Source organism: Winogradskyella endarachnes (assembly GCF_009741275.1).
GTDB classification, from domain to species: domain Bacteria; phylum Bacteroidota; class Bacteroidia; order Flavobacteriales; family Flavobacteriaceae; genus Winogradskyella; species Winogradskyella endarachnes.
Map to the genome: position 1 here is coordinate 269,253 of NZ_WOWS01000001.1, position 20,096 is coordinate 289,348.

The 20,096-nt window shown below is 31.8% G+C and carries 16 protein-coding genes; 9 read left to right on the forward strand and 7 right to left on the reverse strand.

Going from position 1 to position 20,096, the window contains the following annotated elements:
- Window positions 1-19: 19 nt before the first annotated feature.
- The 5 genes from GN138_RS01215 to GN138_RS01235 all read right to left on the reverse strand — a co-directional run bounded on the left by GN138_RS01215 (window position 20) and on the right by GN138_RS01235 (window position 7,095).
- Window positions 20-3,352 (reverse strand): transglutaminase family protein, encoded by a 3,333-nt coding sequence (locus GN138_RS01215; RefSeq protein WP_157361496.1) that lies wholly within the window; start codon window positions 3,350-3,352, stop codon window positions 20-22.
- Window positions 3,353-3,494: 142 nt separating this feature from the next.
- On the reverse strand, window positions 3,495-4,415 hold the full coding sequence (locus GN138_RS01220) for a glutaminase (protein WP_157361497.1): 921 nt from the start codon (window positions 4,413-4,415) through the stop codon (window positions 3,495-3,497).
- Window positions 4,416-4,498: 83 nt separating this feature from the next.
- Complete coding sequence (locus GN138_RS01225) at window positions 4,499-5,020, reverse strand: 5' nucleotidase, NT5C type (RefSeq protein ID WP_157361498.1); 522 nt, start codon at window positions 5,018-5,020, stop codon at window positions 4,499-4,501.
- A 280-nt stretch (window positions 5,021-5,300) separates the two neighbouring features.
- Complete coding sequence (locus tag GN138_RS01230; protein ID WP_157361499.1) at window positions 5,301-6,200, reverse strand: EamA family transporter; 900 nt, start codon at window positions 6,198-6,200, stop codon at window positions 5,301-5,303.
- A 70-nt stretch (window positions 6,201-6,270) separates the two neighbouring features.
- A complete protein-coding gene (locus GN138_RS01235; RefSeq protein ID WP_231743011.1) occupies window positions 6,271-7,095 on the reverse strand; it encodes an NUDIX hydrolase in 825 nt (274 codons plus the stop codon).
- Window positions 7,096-7,245: 150 nt separating this feature from the next.
- Between GN138_RS01235 and GN138_RS01240 the strand changes: the two genes are divergently transcribed.
- The 7 genes from GN138_RS01240 to GN138_RS01270 all read left to right on the forward strand — a co-directional run bounded on the left by GN138_RS01240 (window position 7,246) and on the right by GN138_RS01270 (window position 14,700).
- Window positions 7,246-8,151 (forward strand): hypothetical protein, encoded by a 906-nt coding sequence (locus GN138_RS01240; protein WP_231743012.1) that lies wholly within the window; start codon window positions 7,246-7,248, stop codon window positions 8,149-8,151.
- 55 nt (window positions 8,152-8,206) lie between these two features.
- A complete protein-coding gene (locus tag GN138_RS01245; RefSeq protein WP_157361500.1) occupies window positions 8,207-9,271 on the forward strand; it encodes a substrate-binding domain-containing protein in 1,065 nt (354 codons plus the stop codon).
- Between the two features lie 11 nt (window positions 9,272-9,282).
- A complete protein-coding gene (locus GN138_RS01250) occupies window positions 9,283-10,806 on the forward strand; it encodes a sugar ABC transporter ATP-binding protein (RefSeq protein WP_157361501.1) in 1,524 nt (507 codons plus the stop codon).
- Between the two features lie 20 nt (window positions 10,807-10,826).
- Window positions 10,827-11,795, forward strand: coding sequence for an ABC transporter permease (locus GN138_RS01255; RefSeq protein ID WP_157361502.1), 969 nt, complete (start codon window positions 10,827-10,829; stop codon window positions 11,793-11,795).
- Window positions 11,796-11,809: 14 nt separating this feature from the next.
- On the forward strand, window positions 11,810-13,294 hold the full coding sequence (locus GN138_RS01260) for a mannitol dehydrogenase family protein (RefSeq protein WP_157361503.1): 1,485 nt from the start codon (window positions 11,810-11,812) through the stop codon (window positions 13,292-13,294).
- A 12-nt stretch (window positions 13,295-13,306) separates the two neighbouring features.
- Entirely contained in the window at window positions 13,307-14,200 is an 894-nt protein-coding gene (locus GN138_RS01265; protein ID WP_157361504.1) for a carbohydrate kinase family protein, read from the forward strand.
- A gap of 260 nt (window positions 14,201-14,460) precedes the next feature.
- Window positions 14,461-14,700 (forward strand): hypothetical protein, encoded by a 240-nt coding sequence (locus GN138_RS01270; protein ID WP_157361505.1) that lies wholly within the window; start codon window positions 14,461-14,463, stop codon window positions 14,698-14,700.
- Window positions 14,701-14,715: 15 nt separating this feature from the next.
- Here the strand turns inward: GN138_RS01270 and GN138_RS01275 are convergent, their stop codons facing one another.
- Window positions 14,716-15,459, reverse strand: a complete 744-nt coding sequence (locus GN138_RS01275; RefSeq protein WP_157361506.1) for an arylesterase — start codon at window positions 15,457-15,459, stop codon at window positions 14,716-14,718.
- 25 nt (window positions 15,460-15,484) lie between these two features.
- Here GN138_RS01275 and GN138_RS01280 point away from each other — a divergent pair, with 25 nt between their 5' ends.
- Entirely contained in the window at window positions 15,485-16,174 is a 690-nt protein-coding gene (locus tag GN138_RS01280) for an ABC transporter ATP-binding protein (protein ID WP_157361507.1), read from the forward strand.
- A gap of 45 nt (window positions 16,175-16,219) precedes the next feature.
- Window positions 16,220-18,712, forward strand: coding sequence for an ABC transporter permease (locus GN138_RS01285; protein ID WP_157362624.1), 2,493 nt, complete (start codon window positions 16,220-16,222; stop codon window positions 18,710-18,712).
- A gap of 201 nt (window positions 18,713-18,913) precedes the next feature.
- Here the strand turns inward: GN138_RS01285 and GN138_RS01290 are convergent, their stop codons facing one another.
- The gene (locus tag GN138_RS01290) at window positions 18,914-20,074 is read right to left on the reverse strand and encodes an iron-containing alcohol dehydrogenase (RefSeq protein ID WP_157361508.1); all 1,161 of its coding nucleotides are present in this window, start codon (window positions 20,072-20,074) and stop codon (window positions 18,914-18,916) included.
- Between the last annotated feature and the right edge of the window lie 22 nt (window positions 20,075-20,096).

Genomic DNA, 20,096 nt, shown 5'->3' on the forward strand with positions numbered 1-20,096 from the left:
ATAATATACAACGGTACTATTATTTTTTACGCAAATCTAAAGTATAAGGAAATTCAAAATTAACGGGTAATTCCTTAAATGTAAAACGTTTTGAGCTACTTTTTTTCTTAACAGTTCTAGATGAAGCTTCTATATCTTGATTAATGTTTTCAACAGAATTAATTTCGCCTTGTGTATGGCCAAATTCCCAAAAGCGATTAATTCTGCGAGATTCTGCTTCAAAACTATTTACAGGATAAACCTCATAAGAACGACCACCAGGATGTGTTACAAAATAAGTACAACCTCCTATAGAGCGTTTATTCCAAGTATCCACTATATCAAAAACTAAAGGTGTATCTGCAGGAATGGTTGGGTGTAAAGCAGAGTAGGGATTCCAAGCTTTATATCTAATACCTGCTACATACTCACCTTTTACACCAGTACTTTTTAATTGAACCTTAACACCATTACATGTTAAAACAAAACGCTCTTCTATAAAATGATTCACTTTTACTTGAAGTCTTTCTAAAGAAGAATCTACATATCTTGCCGTTCCTCCTCCTGTCATTTCTTCTCCTAATACGTGCCAAGGTTCAATTCCAGCTCTTAATTCTAAATGAATATTATTAATTTCTACCATACCATGAAGCGGAAATCTAAACTCGAAAAACGGATTAAACCAATCCACTTCAAATTTATAACCAGCTTTATTTAATTGCGAAACAATATCTTTTATATCTTCTCTTACATAATGTTCTATTAAAAATTTATCATGTAGTTCTGTTCCCCAACGCACTAAGTTGTGTTCGTATGGTTTTTTCCAGAACCAAGCCACTAAGGTTCTAACCAATAACATTTGTACTAAACTCATTCTGGCATGAGGAGGCATATCAAAACCTCTTAATTCTAATATTCCTAAACGTCCTGTGGATGAGTCTGGTGAATATAACTTATCAATACAAAACTCGGCTCTGTGCGTGTTACCTGTTAAATCTGTTAAAAGATGTCTAAACAATCGATCTGTTAACCAAAAAGGAACTTCACCATCTTTTGGAATTTGGCTAAAGGCAATTTCTAACTCGTATAAACTATCTGTACGTGCTTCGTCTATTCTTGGTGCCTGACTTGTAGGGCCAACAAATGAGCCAGAAAATAAATAGCTAAGACCAGGATGATGTTGCCAAAAGGTTAGTAAACTACGCAGTAAACTTGGCTGACGCAATAATGGACTATCAGAAGGGCTAGTACCACCGAGTGTTACATGATTTCCTCCTCCTGTACCAGTATGTTTGCCATCTAGCATAAATTTTTCTGTTCCTAACCTAGATAATTTAGCTTGTTCGTATAATTTAAATGTATTATTACATAATTCTGTCCAGTTAGCAACAGGATGTACATTAACCTCTATAACACCTGGATCTGGAGTTATTTTAAGCGTCTCTAACCTATGGTCTTTTGGAGGTTCATAACCTTCTAGAATAACTGGTACTTTTAATGCTTTAGCTGTATATTCTATGGATGCAATTAAATCTAAAAAGCTTTCTGCAGCGTCTAGAGGTGGTAAAAATAGATATAATTTACCATCTCTAACTTCTGCACAAATTGCTGTTCTTACAAAGTAATTAGGCTCTTTATCATTTAAGCCTTCCTCTAAAAAAGCTTTTTGGCGTTTTTTTACAATATCTCTATAACTTGGTAAAGGCTTCTTTTTTGAAAACAAATCTGGTTCATAGGATGGTAATATTTCGTGCTCAGGATTTTCTAGTAACGCGCTTAAAGGCAATCGCAATCCCATTGGAGAATTTCCAGGAGTTAAGAATAAATGCTGTCTTCTAAATTGCCAGTGGCATGTGTACCATTTACCATTAGCATTATTTAAAGGTAATAAATGACCAACAGGAGTAGAGGTCCCGTTTTCTAAAATGTCTTTTAGTTTGTTTTTTACTAAGGTGTTATCTCTATCCTTTGTAGGATCTACATCTATTGGTAAGTTGCCTTCTTGCCAAAGAAAGTAAAACGCATCTTCAAAACCAGGTAAGATATGTTGCGATGTAATCCCTAAATAAGTGGCTAATGTTTCTAAGAATAATTTATCGGTATTTGGAGGTACAATAAAATTATCACTGTAGGTTTCTAAATACTTCTTGTTATACCAAATTGGTCTTCCATCTTTACGCCAACAGATTTCAATTTGCCATCTTGGCAAAGGTTCTCCGGGATACCATTTACCTTGAGCATGATGTAAAACACCACCTTTTCCAAATTCTTGGTGTAGGCGTTTAGATAAATCCTTTGCTAATTTTCGTTTATGTGGTCCATCTGCATCTGTGTTCCATTCTGGTGATTCTAAATCATCAATAGAAATAAACGTAGGTTCGCCACCCATGGTTAACCTCACATCATTTTTTTGAAGTTGTTTTTCTACTTTATGACCTAATTTATCTATGGCTTTCCATTGCTCTTCTGTGTATGGTTTTGTAACTCTAGGCGATTCAAAAATACGTGTTACTGAATTTTCAAAAATAAATTCAGTTTCACAAACGTCTGTCATCCCAGACACTGGAGCAGCGCTTTCAAAAGACGGTGTACAAGCCAAAGGAATGTGACCTTCACCTGCTAATAAGCCAGAAGTAGCATCAAACCCAATCCAGCCTGCTCCAGGCAAATAAACTTCTGCCCAAGCGTGTAAATCTGTAAAGTCTTCTTCTGGGCCAGAAGGACCATCTAATGATTTTTCATCGGATTTTAGTTGAACTATATAGCCAGAAACAAACCTTGCTCCAAAGCCTAAATGTCTTAATGTTTGTACAAATAACCATGCGTAATCTCTACAAGAACCTTTTTTTAAACTTAAGGTTTCTTCGCAACTTTGTACGCCAGGATTCAATCTAATATTATAATCAAGATATTCATAAATTTTTTGATTAACGTGTATTAAAAAGTAAATGGTTTTTCTTGGTGTAAGATCTAAGGTTTCTAAAAACTCTTTTAATAACGGTCCTTTATCAGTGATTTCTAGATATGGTTGAAGTTCTTTTTTAATAATATCTGTATACTCAAAAGGGAATTCTTCGGCGTATTCTTCAATAAAAAAGTCGAAAGGATTAATGGTTTTTAAATCGGCAATAATTTCTACATCTATAGATAATTCATCTGTTTTATCAGGAAAAACTAATCGTGCTATGTAATTACCAAAAGGATCTTGTTGCCAATTAAAAAATTGATTTTCTGGTTTAATTTTTATAGAATATGATTCTATTGGAGTTCTAGAATGTGGTGCAGGTCTTAATCTAAAAACATGAGGAGATAAGGCTACTTTACGATCATATTTATAAGTAGTTTTGTGAGAAATTACAATTTTTAATGCCATTGATATAGAAAATATTTAGTAATTTTTAAAAAATATAAGTTACTAAATTTAATTACAAATCAATAGAAATTACTATGAGAAATTCTATTTTGGCATTACGGCAAAGATTTACGAAATTATAAGTTTTACAGGTATTTATGTGCTAAAAAATACTCATTTCAGAATATGTAGTCACAGTTTCTAACAATTTCATACCCTTAAACGAATTACCGTTAGGATTAAGTCTTGGACTCCAAACTGCAATAGTAAAATTATTGGGATAAAGCGCTACAATACCACCACCAACACCGCTTTTTCCAGGTAAACCCACTTCAAAAGCAAACTCGCCAGATTCATCATAAAATCCACAAGTTAACATTAAGGCATTTATACGTTTTGCTTGGCTGGTAGTTATAATTTGCTTGTTATCTCTTAGTTTTTTTCCGCCATTGGCTAAAAACGAAAACGCATTAGATAATTCTTTACAGTTTAATTCTAAAGAACACATGTCAAAATAAAAATCTAAAACCTCTTCTGGTTCATTTTCAATGTTCCCTAAAGATTTTATAAAGTTGCATAATGCTACATTTCTATAACCTGTTGCTTTTTCTGAATCTGCAATTTTATCGGAATAAGTTAAGTTTGGAATATCGCTTATATCTCTTACAAATTCTAAGAATTCTTCTCTCGCATTTTCTAAATGAGAAATTAAAATATCACAGATTACAATAGCTCCAGAGTTTACAAAAGGATTTCTAGGAATACCATTGTTAGTTTCTAAAAGTAAGAGAGAATCGAATTTTGTTCCAGAAGGTTCTACATCAATTCGTGTCCAAATCTTTTCACCTAAAAATTTTACCGCTAAGGTTAATGACAAAACTTTTGCAATACTTTGAATTGAAAAACGCTCTAAATTATCTCCTAGACCAAAACAGGTGCCATCAATTTTAGTTAGGTGTACACCAAACTTTTCTGGATTTACATTAGCAAGTTCTGGTATATATGTTGCGAGTTTTCCTTTATCTTTTAACGGTTTGGTAAGTTTATAGGCATTTTCAATTATTTTACTGTAATCTGAATTCATTTTGCGGTGTCATTTTAACTTCTTTTAGCAAGGTAGGTTTATTTCTGATTATTATCAATTTAAAAATTGAATCATCATTTGTTTTACAATAAACGGTCTGCGATTTCTTGCCAACTTCCAACTCTTGTATAACCTGTATCATTAACGTTATGTGGAGAATTAAAAAGAAGTGTGTCGCCTTTAAAATGTTCTAAATTATAGACTCTATCGTCAATTAGTAAATCACCATTTAATATAAACTTATCACCACACATTATTTGGTGTTGCCATGTAATAAAAGGCATATGTTCTGCTAGCCATTCGCTTTTTTCAATTAAAGAATTAGGAAATTGCGTTGCAGCTGTAGCAATATAAACCTCGTGTTTTTTATACAAAGCTTCCATAACTTCTATGGCATCTTTTATAGGTTTTAAGTTTCTAAAGAAGCCAGGTTGCAGCGCATGTTGTCTAATACTTGGGTAATGTTCTTCTGGTACATTTTGCCACATTTCACCAGACGAAATCTGACTAATATGTAAATCTTTTTGGTGTTCTTTATTATATAATTCTATGTGTTTGCCGTAAGTATCTGCCAACACATCATCCATGTCTACAAAAATTGTCATTTTTATACTTTTTAGCTAAGTTCTAGATATTGCCTGAAATAGACAAACTAACCACTGTTATTTAATGTTAAATTAATCTAATCACTTTATTGCAGAAGAATCGTCTAAATTTTGAATAGAAAGACAGTGAATAAAATAATTAACATTAGTAGTATGCTTGCCTTTTACAAGAAAGTAAAGTGATAACAAACAATATTTCAGCACTAGGTATTAAAAAAAAACGTCTTAGGAGTTTAGCTGATTTACAAATTTGTGTCCCTACAGGTATGCGGCAAAAAGATTAAGAATACAAAATTAATCCAACACCAATCATTATTCCTAATAAAGGAACTAACTTTTTACGTTTATTCTTTTCTTTAAAAATTAAGCCACCAACTACTACAGAAATAATTATTTGGCTACGCTTAATAGCAGACAATAACATTATTAAAGCATCTGGATCTTGCAATGCCTTAAAATAGAAATAATCTGCACCAACTAATAGCACACCAACAGCAACAATGGTCCATCGAAATTTAAAGGCTTTTCGTTTTTCTTTAAAAGGAAACCAAGTAATAGATAAAATTATAAGGAGAATTAAAACCGTATAAAAGCAAAACCAAAACTGTAAAGTTTGAGGATAAAGTTCTAAGTTTTGAATTAAAAACTTATCGTATAATCCACTAGAAGCTCCTAAAAATGTAGCGCCAATAATGGCAAAAATCCATTTGTTTCGCTTAAAATTAATGCCTTCGCTTTTTCCAATTCTAGAATAGAGAATCACTGAGAAAATGATAAGAAAAAAACCAATCCATTGTAAAAAATTAGGTTGTTCTTGATAAATTAAAATGGCGCCAATAAATGTAAAAAATGGACCTGCAGACCGAATAGGTGTAACTATAGTAATAGGTAAATGTTTTAATGCTTGATAAGCCAATACCCAAGAGCTTGCCATTATAGCAGATTTTATAGCAATAAACCCATGGCTTTTCCATGGGATATCTGCAATATACAAGTTCATTTTTACAAACTGCTCTTCATAAAAAATTGAACCAAAATACACTGGTAATAAAAATAAAAAGCCAGAAAATATAGTGCCAAAAAGTACAGGAAACACTTCGTTTCCCTGTACTGCATGTTTTTTGCACAAATTGTGTAAACCTAAAAATAAAGCCGCTAATAGTCCAAGATACATCCACATAATTCGCGCGAAGATATTGGTTTATTTTTAGAAATATTATTTTGTATTCAATTTGTGATTAATAAATGAACTATATACTAATAAGGTAATTTTTTTGAAACATCTTATTGTAGATATCTAAACTAAACATATATAATTGCGCTGGTCTTTTAGAAACGCCAACTTGTTTTTCATCTAAGGCAATTATGTATTTTTTATTGATAAGTTTTCGTCTAAAATTTCTATTATCTATTTCAATTCCTAATATAGATTCGTACAAATCTTGAACATCATTAATAGTAAATTTATCAGGAAGTAGCTTAAATATGATAGGCTCAGATAAGCACTTCTCTTTTAAATCTTCATAAGCTTCTTGTATTATTGTATTATGATCAAAACCTAAAATGGGTAAATCATTTACAGGAAACCAAGTAGCCTTATCGTTACCGTTATTTAATGAAACATCTTCTGTTTTCAATAAAAAATAATAAGCTATAGTTATTGTTCTGGTATTAAATTCTTCATTCTTAATCCAAAGCAAATCTTTTTCATTTGTTAAACGATCCGGATTACCAAAGGCTTTAAACTGCTTTTTGTACTGATTGGTTAAACCGGTGAGTTCTTTTAAAACTCTAGTAGCCGTTTCATCTAAAGTTTCATGCGTATATACATGGTAACCTGTTAAAACGTAATCATCTACCAAAACTTCACCTTTAGATTCTAAAAATCGGTTTATAAGTAAAACATTTAAAGATTTGGTATTAACATCGTAGCCAAATACTACACAATCTACAGAAATATTCAATATTTTTTCAGCCTTCATAAATCTTATTTTTTTAATATTTGTAGTTTTATTCGGTTTATTAAACGTCATTTTTACACTAGCAATATTACCACTTTTAATTGATAAAACCATAAGAATATTATCAATTTAGTATACCTAAATGATAATTTAACATATAATTTTGCTAAAAAATTAGGTTTTTTATTTTTTTTTGTAATACATTTGAATAATAAACGTAAATATGACGTTAATAATTATGTACAACATTTAATATCTCTACAAATGAAAATCCTAACGCTAAAGCTATCTAACAGTAATTTATATTTTGAAGAACGAAAACGTTTTAGTATCTTTTATATAACTACTATAGCGACAATGTTACTAACATCTAATATGATATTTGCTCAAAATGATATCATAGGTGATAACAGCGATACAGAAAAGCCGAAAATTATGGAAGATGATTATTCTCCATTTAGCTTTAGTGCACATTTAAAAAACATGCATACTTGGCATGGGTTTGTAGTACATCCTGGTGCAATGATAGCAAGTAGCTTAGAGTATAATTCTAAAAACAAAAAATTTACTTTTGGTTTTTGGGGTGGAGCAAGCTTCTCTACAGTTGATGTAAACCATATTGAAACAGGCGAAAATGAGAGTGCTTATTATAAAGAAGTATCTATATATACCAAATACCGATTTTCTGATAAGTTTTTTATAGAAGCTGTTTCTCACAACAATTATACAGGTGTTGAAGAGCGAGGTGATAAATTAGAATATTGGAGTTTTGATAAAACACAAGGTTATAATTTTGTGGATCTTAATTTTGGCTATAACATAACGCCAAATACCTTATTGTACTTTGCTACAATTATTGGCGGTGGTTCTGGTGATTATGAAATACAAGATAATGGTGATTTAAAAAATTCTTGGACACACTATTTTGAAGTAAACAGCAAGGTATGGAAAAATAAAGACGCTAGCTTATCTCTATTTGCAGGCGGTGCTTGGTCATTTATTACGGATAAAACATTCTACACAGAAGGTGCCGGAAACATCATTAATGTAGGAGCAACTTACAACAAACAATTTGAACTTTTAAAGCACACAATCCCTGTTGATATGACATTAATGTGGAATCCTGAGCAAGAAAAAACAGTGATACAATTAGATATTACATTATTTTAATTGAATAACTGATTATTTAATAATAATAACGCGATAATCCATTAAACTTATAATTATGAAAACAAAAATTTCAAATCTCAATTTTAAGAAATTGTTTTTGCCAATCATATTAATTTCATTCATCTTTAATTTTAATAATTGTGCAGAACAGTTGGATCAAGCTGATACGTCTTCAAATTCTAAAGAAGAGATTGGTGATGTTTTTGAGAGTAAAATCGATTTAACAGGTAAAAAAATTGGCTATTGCTCACCTTCACTAAATGCTCCTTATTATCAAGCATTGTGGCAAAGCATAAAATCAACTACAGAAAAAAATGGAATGACATTTTTATCTGCGGATGGTCAAGATGATATTAATAAACAAATTGCAGCTGTAGAAGATTTAATTACAAAAGGTGTAGATGCTTTATTATTAAATCCTAAAGATCCTGATGCTTTAGTTGGTGTTACTAAATTAGCAAAAGAAGCTGGTATACCTGTTTTTATTATTGATAGCTCTATTAGTCCTGAAGCAGAATTTGTAACTACTATACAATCTAACAATTTAGCGAATGGTGAATTAGCAGGTGAGTGGTTAGCCAAAAAGTTTGGAAACAAACCTATGAATATTGCTTTATTAAGCGGAAATGCTGGAAACCCAGTAGGTCGTACTCGTAAACAAGGTTTGTTACAAGGAATTACAGAAGAACAATTGCGTACGCTTGGTAAGATTAACCTAAATGTAAAAACACAAGCCTATACAGAATGGTCTTATGCAGGCGGACTTAAAGCAATGGAAGATATTTTAGTAGCACATCCAGATGTAAATGTAGTTATTACAGAATCTGATGTTTGTGTATTAGGAGCTATTAAAGCCATTGCACAAGCTGGTAAAACCGATGATATTTTAATTGTTGCTGGTGCAGATGGGCAAAAAGAGGCTATAAAATATATCATGGAAACTGATTTTTATGGTTGTACTGCTATGAATAGTCCTGTGCAAATTGGTAAAAACGCTGTGCTTTATGCTACAGAATATTTAAATGGTAAGCGAGACTTTGATAAAAAATTATACACAGCACCTTTATTAATTACCAAAGAGAATGCTGCTAAGTACTACAATCCAAACGCAATCTTTTAATCGTAATTGACATGAAAAATGCAACAAGCAGATATCGTCTAGAAATGTCAGGAATTTCCAAAAGTTTTGGAGTTGTTTCTGTACTTAAAGATGTAAACTTAAAAGTAAAGTCGGGAGAAATTCATGCTTTATTAGGTGAAAATGGTGCTGGTAAATCTACTTTAATTAAAATATTGAGTGGTGTACATCAAAAAGATGCTGGTAAAGTGATTTTAGATGGGGAAGAAATTACACCAAAAAACACTCACGAAGGTCAGGTTTTAGGAATTAATGTAGTTTATCAAGAATTGTCTTTAGTGAATGATTTATCGGTTGCAGAAAATATTTATTTGCACAAATTAGGGGCTAGTAAATCTTGGATGAACTGGAAAGAATTAATTGAAGATGCACAAAAATTATTAGATTCTCTAGACTTTAAAATTGATGCTTCAGCTAAAGTAAAAGACTTAAGTATTGTACAAAAACAAGTGGTTGAAATTGCAAAAGCTATCTCAGAAGACACTAAAATTTTGGTTTTAGATGAACCAACAACAGTCTTTGATCCTAAAGATGTAAAAAAACTATTTCAAATTCTTTTTAGATTAAAAGAACAAGGCATTTCTATTATATACATATCCCATCATTTAGAAGAAATTTTTAAAATAGCAGATACTGTTACGGTTCTTAGAGATGGTGTAGATACAGGTAGTATGCCAATTTCTGAAACAGATAAAGATGGTGTTATTCGCTTAATGATTGGTCGTGAGTTAAAAGATTTATATCCAAAAAGAGATATTAAAATAGGAGAAGTTCCAATCTTTCAAGTGAAAAATTTAACCGCAAAAGAAACCTTGGTACATGATGTTTCTTTCATTGTAAAACCAGGTGAAGTTCTTGGTATTGCTGGTTTAGGAGGAAGTGGAAGAACAGAAACTGCTAAATTGATTTTTGGTGCAGATAAAAAGAAATCTGGAGTATTAACCTTAGAAGGGGAGGTAATTAATACCAACTCTCCGGTAGATGCTGCAGGTTATCAAATTGGTTTTGTTTCGGAAGATAGAAAAGAAGAAGGTGTGTTTTTACCACTATCTATTAGAAGAAACATTAGTGTAACCAGCTTCAAGTCTATATCTAGTAGACTCGGCTTTATAAACGTAGAAAACGAATACAAAAAGGTATTGGGTTTAATTGAAAAGTTAAACATTAAAACACCAAACTCTGAGGTTAATGTAAAAAATCTTAGTGGTGGTAATCAGCAAAAAGTTGCATTAGCAAAATGGTTGAGTATTGACAGTAAAGTCATTTTTATTGATGAACCAACCAGAGGCGTAGATGTAGGTGCAAAAATTGAAATCTATAAACTTATTAATGAAGTTGCTAAAAAAGGGGTTGGTGTCGTTGTAATTTCTTCAGATATGCCTGAGATTATGGGAATTTCTGACCGTATTCTAGTAATGCATGAAGGAACCATTTATGGAGAACTACAAAAAGAACAATTTTCAGAAGAAAACATTTTACGTTACTCTATAGGAGAACCATTAAAACAAAATAACTAAACTAATTAAATATTAACGTTATGGCTTTAACAATTAAACAACAACTAAGTTCTCCAGGCGGAATACTAAAGTTCTTAGTTAAATATAATACAATATTCATTTTTATATTATTAGTGATTTTTTCAGCACTAATTTCAGATGTATTTTTTACATCGGTAAACCTTTCTAACTTATTAAAACAAGTGTCTGGTATTGGTATCATTAGTATTGGTATGCTCATTGTAATCCTAACAGGAGGTATAGATTTATCTGTAGGTTCTATGGTGGCATTATTAGCCGTTGCCTTTGCTATTTTGGTCAATATTTTTGCTTTACCATTAGCTATTTTAATGACTATTGCTATTGGTTTTGGGTTAGGAAGTATTTCAGGTTACCTTGTTGCTTATCAAAAAATGGCGCCTTTTGTAGCAACTTTAGCATTAATGACCATTGCTAGAGGATTAAGTTTTATTTATTCTAAAGGTTCTCCAGTTACCTTCACAACTGTTGGAGGTAAATTCATGTCAGACTTCGCAAATAACGCTACTTTAGGTATTCCAAACATTGCAATAGTATTTTTTATCATCGTTATCTGTACTATGGTTATGCTACGTTACAACGTTTTTGGACGATTAATTATAGCTATTGGAAGTAATGAAGAAGCATCTCGTTTATCCGGAATTAAAGTCAATAAATACAAATTTTTAGTCTATGCTATTTCTGGAGCTTTAGCAGCAACTGCTGCTATTATTGTAGCTTCTAGAACCAATTTAGGGTCTCCAAATATGGGAATGGCTTGGGAGTTAGATGCTATTGCAGCTGTAGTTATTGGTGGAGCAAGCTTAAACGGAGGAAAAGGAACAGCAATAAATACCTTAATGGGTGTACTTATTTTAGGATTAATAGGAAATATTTTAAACTTATTAAATGTGCCTTCGTACCCACAACAAGTAGTTAAAGGTGCTATCATCATTTTTGCTGTATTATTACAAAGATTTGAAAGCAAATAAAAAAATATTCTGTAATGGAAAACTTAAAAATAAATAATAAAAACCTTTCTGCAATTGGACAACGAATTGCAGTACCAAAATACAATAGAGATATTATAAAAACAGGTATTGTACATGTTGGTATTGGAGGATTTCATAGAGCACATGAAGCTTTTTATACAGACCAATTATTACATAATGAAACCATAAAAGAATGGGGAATTTGTGGTGTGGCTTTATTAGATTTTGATACTAAAATTTACAATACACTAAAAGAGCAAGACGGCTTGTATACTTTAATTGTTAAAGAGTTAGATGGTACACATACCAAACGTGTTATAGGTTCTATTGTTGAATGCTTATATGCTCCTGAAAATCCAATAAAAGTCATTGAAAAAATGGCAAGTCCTGAGGTTAAAATTGTCACTTTAACCATTACAGAAGGTGGCTATAATTATAATGAAGCGACTAAATCATTCGATTTTACAAATCCGTTAATTATTCACGATTTAGAAAATCCTGATACACCAAAAACCATATTTGGTTATTTAACGCAAGCTTTAAAATTAAGAAAAGAACACGGTTTAAATGGAATTACTATTCAGTCTTGCGATAACATTCAAGGTAATGGTCACATGACGCAAAACATGTTGCTAAGCTATGTATCTAAAGCAGAACCTGGCTTAATGGATTGGATTGATAAAAATGTTTCTTTTCCAAATGCAATGGTAGATCGTATTACACCTGTAACTGCTGCAGAAGATATTGCACATTTAAAAGAATCTTCTGGTATTGATGATGCTTGGCCAGTAGTTTGTGAGCCTTTTAAACAATGGGTTATTGAAGATAATTTTATATCTGGAAGACCATCTTGGGAAACAGTAGGTGCGCAGTTTGTAGAAGACGTAGAACCATATGAAAAAATGAAACTTCAATTGTTAAATGCTGGACACTCTGTTTTAGGTATTTTGGGAGCTTTATTGGGTTATAACACTATTGATGAGGCAGTTAACAATCCTAACATCAGTGCTTTTTTAAAGCATTATATGGATAAAGAAGTTACACCAACTTTAGGAGGATTAGAAGGTGTTGATTTAGATGCCTACAAACAATCGTTGTTGGAGCGCTTCGGAAATATCAATATTAAAGATCAAATTGAGCGTATTTGTTCAGAAACTTCTGCTAAATATCCCATTTTTATTTTACCAACCATTCAATCGCAATTAGCAAGTAATGGTTCTATTAAACTAGCAGCATTTTTAACAGCTTCTTGGGCAATTTATAGTTTAGGTACTGATGAAAATGGAAACGCTTTAAACATTAAGGATGCTTTAAAACAAGATTTAAACGAAAAAGCAAAAGAAGCAAAGCAGCATCCAACTGCCTTTTTAGAATTGGAGTCGGTGTTTGGTGCTTTAAAACAGAATCCTGTGTTTACTGAAGCATTTGTAAATGCTTATAACGACATAACAAGTAATAACATTGAAGATAATTTAAAAAGTATTAATAGTGCTTTCTAAAAAATAAATAGTATGAAAAATATAGTATGTTTTGGAGAAGTGTTGTGGGATGTTTTTCCTACACATAAAACAATTGGAGGAGCACCTTTAAATGTTGCCTTACGTCTAAATTCTTTAGAAAATAATGTTTCTATTATAAGTAGAATTGGAAAAGATGACAACGGAAAAAATACTGCCTTACATATCATAGATCACGGAATTAATACTACAAACTTACAAATTGATGATTTCTTAAAAACAGGTGAAGTAATAGTAACGCTTGATGAAACGGGCTCGGCAACCTATAATATAGAACATCCTACAGCATGGGATAATATTCAATTAACTGAGTCCGCTAAAAATGAAACAGAAATCTCAGATGCCTTTATTTACGGTAGTTTAAGTGCAAGAGATGCCAATTCTAAAGCCACTTTATTAGCACTTTTAGATATAGCTAATTATAAAATTTTTGATATTAATCTTAGAGCACCACACTATAATCAAGAGATTCTTAATCAATTAATGGGCTATGCTAATTTTATTAAATTTAATGATGATGAAATTCTAGAAATTGCAGCTAATTTAGAGTTTAAATCAGATGCAATGGAAGCTATAATTGAATTTATTGCTAAACAAACAAATACAGCCACTATTTGTGTCACTTTAGGTTCTAATGGAGCCATTTTATATTATCAAGATACATTTTATTACAACAAAGGCTATAAAGTCACAGTTAAGGACACTGTTGGTGCAGGTGATTCGTTTTTAGCGTCTTTAATTAATAAATTACTAAAAGGAAATTCACCACAAACTTCATTAGATTTTGCATGTGCTGTTGGAGCAATTGTTGCAGGTAGTGAAGGTGCAAATCCAAAAATAGAACAAGCAGAGATAGATGCTTTGATTACAAAGAACATAATTCAATAACCCTAACCATAATTTCCATAATGTAGAAAAGAGCTTTACAATTTATTTTGTAGAGCTTTTTTTATTCTGTTAGAATAATGTAAAAAAGAATTGGAAAGTATAAAACAACTATTGTGTAAAATTATAGACCTATATTTAAATTATAAAACTATAATTTATGAAGGCTTCAATAGCAACTGTTTTCATTTTATTACTCACAAGGAGGTAAATTTTATGTAACCTATAACGATGGTGCATTAACGTTAGATGAACGAAGCAAATTGAATAAGCGTTCAGAAATTGAAGATTTAGATGAAGAAACGCTCAATTTTGTAAACTCACATACGCAATCAGAAATTCTGCCAGATATTTTAGAATATGGCAATGAGTTTTTTCCTCATATTGAAGATCCAACAGATACTGACCTTATTCCATTTGTAAAATTGAAGTCTACTGTAGAATCTACTAAAGAGGTTATTATTTCAGAAAACAGTCTGTTTTTTGCGAGTTGCGATGATTAGTTTTAAAAACCAATGTTACTTAATTAAAGGTTCTAAAACGTCCCAAACGGTTTCAGCAAGGATTTTATGTCCTTCTGCAGTAGGATGTATACCATCTTTTTGATTCAATTCAGCAATACCACCAACATCTTTCAAAATAAAAGGAATAAATTCTAGCTTATTTTTTTTAGCTAAATCAATAAATAATTGTCTGAATTCTGTGGTATAATCTTGGCCCATATTTGGAGGTAATTGCATACCAGCAAGGATAATTTTAGTTTCAGGACTTTTAGTTTTTACGGCATCAATAATTACCTGAAGATTAGCTCTTGTTTCAGATAAAGCAACACCTCTAAGGCCATCATTCGCACCTAATTCTAATAAGAAAACATCTATAGATTGATTTAAAATCCATTCAATTCTACCTTTTCCACCAGCTGTAGTTTCTCCACTTACGCCAGAGTTGATAACTGTATAATTTAAGTCTAAACTATCAATTTTCTGCTGGATCACCGCAGGAAAAGCATCGTTGGTATCATCTAATCCATAACCAGCAGTAATACTATCACCAAAACATAAAATGGTTTTGGTTTGGGAATTCGTTGTAGTGGTTTTTTCGGTTTTGGTTTTAGATGTAGTTTGTTCCTTAGTTTTTTCAGATTTATCGTTACCACAAGCCATTAATAAAAGTCCTATTAGAATATAACAAAACTTTAAGAATTTAGCTGGTGTTAAGATGAAAGAATTTAAAACCAATTGATTATTTTGAGCCTTGTACATAAGACGTTTATAAATTAAAATTAATATGCCAAAGATATTAAAGATAAGTGGTCTAGAAAAGACATATTCTAGCGGTAACAAACAATTAACGGTATTGCATAACATCTCATTTGAAGTTGAAAAAGGACAAACCTTTTCTATTGTTGGGCCATCAGGAAGCGGTAAAACTACCTTATTAGGTTTATGTGCAGGTTTAGACCAACCTAATTCTGGTAATGTAGAACTTTGTGGCGAGGATTTAGGTGATTTAAATGAAGATCAACGCGCACAATTAAGAAATAAGAACGTTGGTTTTATTTTTCAGAATTTTCAATTATTACCAACACTTACAGCGCTTGAAAATGTAAGTGTACCATTAGAATTACAAGGTAACAAAGAGGCTGTAGCAAAGAGTAAACAGCTATTAGAAAAAGTAGGTTTAGCTAATCGCTATCATCATTATCCATCGCAATTATCTGGTGGTGAGCAGCAACGTGTTGCATTGGCACGTGCTTTTGTAAATGCACCTTCTATATTGTTTGCAGATGAACCAACAGGAAACTTAGACGAAGAAACTGGCGAAAAAGTGATTCAGTTGTTATTTGAGTTAAACAAAGAAGCCGGAACAACTTTGGTCATTATTACTCATGATTTGGATTTAGCAAACCGAACACAACAAATTTTAAGACTTAAAGGCGGACAAATTTTAACCAACGAACGCACTTTAGTTCAGTAAACTTTCAGTTTAAACATGAAACAAAACACAAATTGGTTATTTAAAATGGCATGGCGAGATGCCAAAGCAAGTAAAGTCCGCTTATTGCTGTTTATGGCTTCTATTATTTTAGGCATTGCTGCTGTGGTCTCTATTCAGTTATTTAGCACTAATCTAATAGATAATATTAAAAAACAGTCTAAATCCATTTTAGGTGCAGACTACGTTATTAAAACAAGACAGGTTCCTACAGAAAGAACAAAAGCTATTGTAGATTCGTTAAAACCTGATGCTTCTGAGGTTAATTTTGTGTCAATGATTGCGTTTCCTAAAAATGGAGGCACTAAATTAGTTGAAGTACGTGGCTTAGAAGGCGATTTTCCTTTTTATGGTACTATTGATACGCAACCTACTTCTGCTGCAGTAAGTTATCAAGAATCAGGTGGAGCTTTAGTTGATGCTACTTTAATGCTACAATTTAATATTAAACCAGGTGATTCTATTAAAGTTGGCAAAGTAACTTTACCTATTTCTGGCAGTTTAAAAGCAATTCCTGGTACTACAGCAATTTCAACATCTGTTGCACCTCCAATTGTTATTCCAAATCGTTTTATAGAGGATACTGAGCTCCTTCAATTTGGAAGTAGAAAAGAATATAAGTACTTTTTTAAAGTTGCTGAATCTGTGAATTTAGAAGCTTTAGATAAGGTATTAAGACCAAAATTGAAAGCAGAAAGTGCCTCAATTAATACACATATTAGAACTAGTGAACGATTAGGAAATCGCTATGAAAATGTCAGTAAATTTCTAAATTTAGCTGCCTTTATCGCATTATTATTGGGTTGTATTGGTATTGCAAGTTCAGTGCATATTTATATAAAAGAGAAACTACGAGCGATTGCAGTATTAAAATGCTTGGGAGCTTCTAGAAAACAGAGTTTTTATATCTTCCTTATTCAAATTGCAGGTATTGGTATAATAGGCGGACTTTTAGGCGCATTAATTGGAGTTGGTCTTCAAGAGTTATTTCCATTGTTTTTAAAAGATTTTTTACCATTTACAGTAGAAATTTCAATTTCGGTTCAACCTATTATAATGGGCATACTACTCGGTTTATTTATGTCTGTATTATTTTCGCTATTGCCACTTTTAAGAACTTGGTATGTCTCACCATTAGAAGTATTACGTGTAGATGAACAAGCCTCAAAAGAGCCATTAAAAGTAAGATTATTAGTATTCGCTTCCATATTAGTATTTCTGTTCTTATTCTCAGTTTGGTTGCTAAATGATGTGATGTATGCCTTAGGTTTCATCAGCGTTACAGTTATTGCTTTTTCGGTTTTAGCAGGTGTTGCAATTTTATGTATTAGAGGTATTAGACGTTATTTTCCTAAGCGTTGGGGATTTACAGCCAGACAAAGTTTACTCAACTTGTTTAGACCTAATAATCAAACTGTAGTTTTAATTGTAGCTATTGGTTTGGGTACTAGTTTGATAAGTACTTTGTACTTTTCTAAAGATATTTTACTAGCAAAAACAGATATTGAGCAGACTTCTAAAAATGCGAATATCATTATTTTAGATGTACAATTAAAACAGCGCGAAGCTATTGAGAATAACATTAAAGCTAAACGCTTACCAATTTTAAGCAATATTCCAATTGTAACTATGCGTATGCATAAAATTAAAGACAAATTGGTTAATGAATTGCGACAAGATTCTACAAGACGACGACGTGGATTTTTAAATCATGAATTTAGAAGTACGTATCGCGATTCACTTTTAAATTCTGAAGACGTTATAAGAGGTGAGTGGGTTGATGCGTTAGGACCAAATGAACCTATTGTAATTTCAATTTCTGAAAATTTAGCCGAATCAACACAAGTAGATATTGGAGATACTATTGTTTTTAATGTTCAAGGAGTTTTGATGGAAACCACTATTGGAAGCATAAGAAAAGTAGATTGGCAACAATTACAACCTAACTTTAATGTGGTATTTCCTAAAGGTGTATTAGAAAAAGCCCCACAATTTAATGTCATTTTAACCTCAGTTACAGATGCAGAAAGTTCTGCGGACTTGCAGCGAGATTTAGTTGCCAAATATCCAAATGTATCCATAATAGATTTAAGACAAGTCTATACAATCATTGAAGATATTTTAGATAAAGTATCTTGGATTATAAATTTTATGGCTTTTTTTAGTATTTTAACCGGAATTATTGTTTTAATTGGCTCTGTTAGAACCAGTAAATATCAACGTATAAAAGAAAGTGTTTTATTAAGAACAATTGGTGCTAAAAACAAACAAATTTTACAAATCTCAGCTTTTGAATATCTATTTTTAGGGCTGCTAGGAAGCTTAGTAGGTATTTTATTAGCTTTATTAAGTAGTTTGTGTTTGGCGTTTTTTGTGTTTAAAGAAGCATTCATACCTTCTTTAATTCCTTTCCTGGTCTTTTTACCAGGAATTACGCTGTTAGTCTTGGCTATTGGATTAACTAATATTAGAACCGTATTACAGAGTTCGCCTTTAGAAGTGTTACGTAGAGAAGGTTAGAGTAACAAAATTTTAATATTATTTATAAAAAAAAGCCTGTATAATTAATTTTATACAGGCTTTTTGTATTAGTTAAAAGGGTGATTATTTTATGTCTTAAAACTATAAAGTAGTCGTAGTTATGTCAGTATGAGTGTAATTAAAAACCTTAGAATTTTTGCTATTACTGCATTTTAACAACACTCAAAACTGACGTTTTAACTAGTAAGCCATTTTAACAATTTTCTCAACGTTTTCTGGAGTTAAACTTTTGTGTTCACCAAGTTTAGTCCATCCACGATTTATAAAACGTTCGGAGATTTTTTCTGCTGTACCTTCGTAATCTTTCGTATATTCTGACAACTTAGTATCAATGCCTAATTCTCGGAAAAATGCTTCAGTTTTTACAATAGCTTCGTAGGCTTTATCATCTGTACTTCCTTCAGTAATTTTCCAAACCCGTTCTGCATATTGTGCTAATTTTTCTTTTTTAGATTCAAAATTAAATTTGTAATGACTTGGTGCAATAACTGCTAATGTGCGTGCGTGATCAATACCGAATAAAGCTGTTAATTCATGTCCCATAGCATGAACTGCCCAATCCGTTGGCACACCTTTTTGTATTAAACCATTTAAAGCCATTGTACAACTCCACATAAAATTTGAAGCTGCTTTATAATCTGTTGGGTCTTTTAAAACCGTTGGCGCCACTTCAATTAAGGTTTGTAAAATACTTTCTGCAAAGCGATCTTGTAATAAAGCACCAATTGGATAGGTCATATATTGTTCTAAAACGTGTGTAAATGCATCTGTTAATCCATTTGCTAATTGACGTTTTGGAATTGACGTAATCACTTGAGGGTCTAAAATAGAGAATTCAGGGAATAAACCTGGTCCTCCCATTGCTAATTTTTCTTTAGTTTCTGCACGTGTAATAACTGCTCCAGAATTCATTTCAGATCCTGTTGCTGGTAGCGTTAACACGGTTCCAAAAGGCATACCCTTTTCAGTTCTAACATTTTCAGTTAAAATATCCCAAGGTGTATCGCCATCATAAACAGCAGCTGCAGATAAAAATTTAGTGCCGTCAATTACAGAGCCACCACCAACTGCTAGTAAAAAGGTGATTTTTTCATCTTTAATAACTTTTAAAGCCTTTATAAGCGTTGCATATTCTGGATTTGCAGGTATACCTCCAAACTCAGTGACATCAACATCTGCTAAAGCAGTTTTTACTTGCTCGTAAATTCCATTTTTCTTAATGCTTCCGCCACCATAAAGCAATAAAACTTTAGCATTTTCAGGAATTTCTTGGTTTACTTTTTCTATTGTATCCTTTCCAAAAATAATTTTGGTAGGGTTTTTAAATTCAAAATTGTTCATTTTATTTTCTTTTTTTTAGTTG

Excerpts from the sequence above, each read along its gene's own strand:
- GN138_RS01285 (WP_157362624.1), top strand. The coding sequence starts at position 16,220 with ATGGCATGGCGAGATGCCAAAGCAAGTAAAGTCCGCTTATTGCTGTTT.
- GN138_RS01260 (WP_157361503.1), top strand. The coding sequence starts at position 11,810 with ATGGAAAACTTAAAAATAAATAATAAAAACCTTTCTGCAATTGGACAA.
- GN138_RS01235 (WP_231743011.1), bottom strand. The coding sequence starts at position 7,095 with ATGGTTTTATCAATTAAAAGTGGTAATATTGCTAGTGTAAAAATGACG.
- GN138_RS01225 (WP_157361498.1), bottom strand. The coding sequence starts at position 5,020 with ATGACAATTTTTGTAGACATGGATGATGTGTTGGCAGATACTTACGGC.
- GN138_RS01245 (WP_157361500.1), top strand. The coding sequence starts at position 8,207 with ATGAAAACAAAAATTTCAAATCTCAATTTTAAGAAATTGTTTTTGCCA.
- GN138_RS01240 (WP_231743012.1), top strand. The coding sequence starts at position 7,246 with ATGAAAATCCTAACGCTAAAGCTATCTAACAGTAATTTATATTTTGAA.
- GN138_RS01265 (WP_157361504.1), top strand. The coding sequence starts at position 13,307 with ATGAAAAATATAGTATGTTTTGGAGAAGTGTTGTGGGATGTTTTTCCT.
- GN138_RS01230 (WP_157361499.1), bottom strand. The coding sequence starts at position 6,200 with ATGTGGATGTATCTTGGACTATTAGCGGCTTTATTTTTAGGTTTACAC.
- GN138_RS01275 (WP_157361506.1), bottom strand. The coding sequence starts at position 15,459 with ATGTACAAGGCTCAAAATAATCAATTGGTTTTAAATTCTTTCATCTTA.
- GN138_RS01220 (WP_157361497.1), bottom strand. The coding sequence starts at position 4,415 with ATGAATTCAGATTACAGTAAAATAATTGAAAATGCCTATAAACTTACC.
- GN138_RS01290 (WP_157361508.1), bottom strand. The coding sequence starts at position 20,074 with ATGAACAATTTTGAATTTAAAAACCCTACCAAAATTATTTTTGGAAAG.
- GN138_RS01250 (WP_157361501.1), top strand. The coding sequence starts at position 9,283 with ATGAAAAATGCAACAAGCAGATATCGTCTAGAAATGTCAGGAATTTCC.
- GN138_RS01215 (WP_157361496.1), bottom strand. The coding sequence starts at position 3,352 with ATGGCATTAAAAATTGTAATTTCTCACAAAACTACTTATAAATATGAT.
- GN138_RS01280 (WP_157361507.1), top strand. The coding sequence starts at position 15,485 with ATGCCAAAGATATTAAAGATAAGTGGTCTAGAAAAGACATATTCTAGC.
- GN138_RS01255 (WP_157361502.1), top strand. The coding sequence starts at position 10,827 with ATGGCTTTAACAATTAAACAACAACTAAGTTCTCCAGGCGGAATACTA.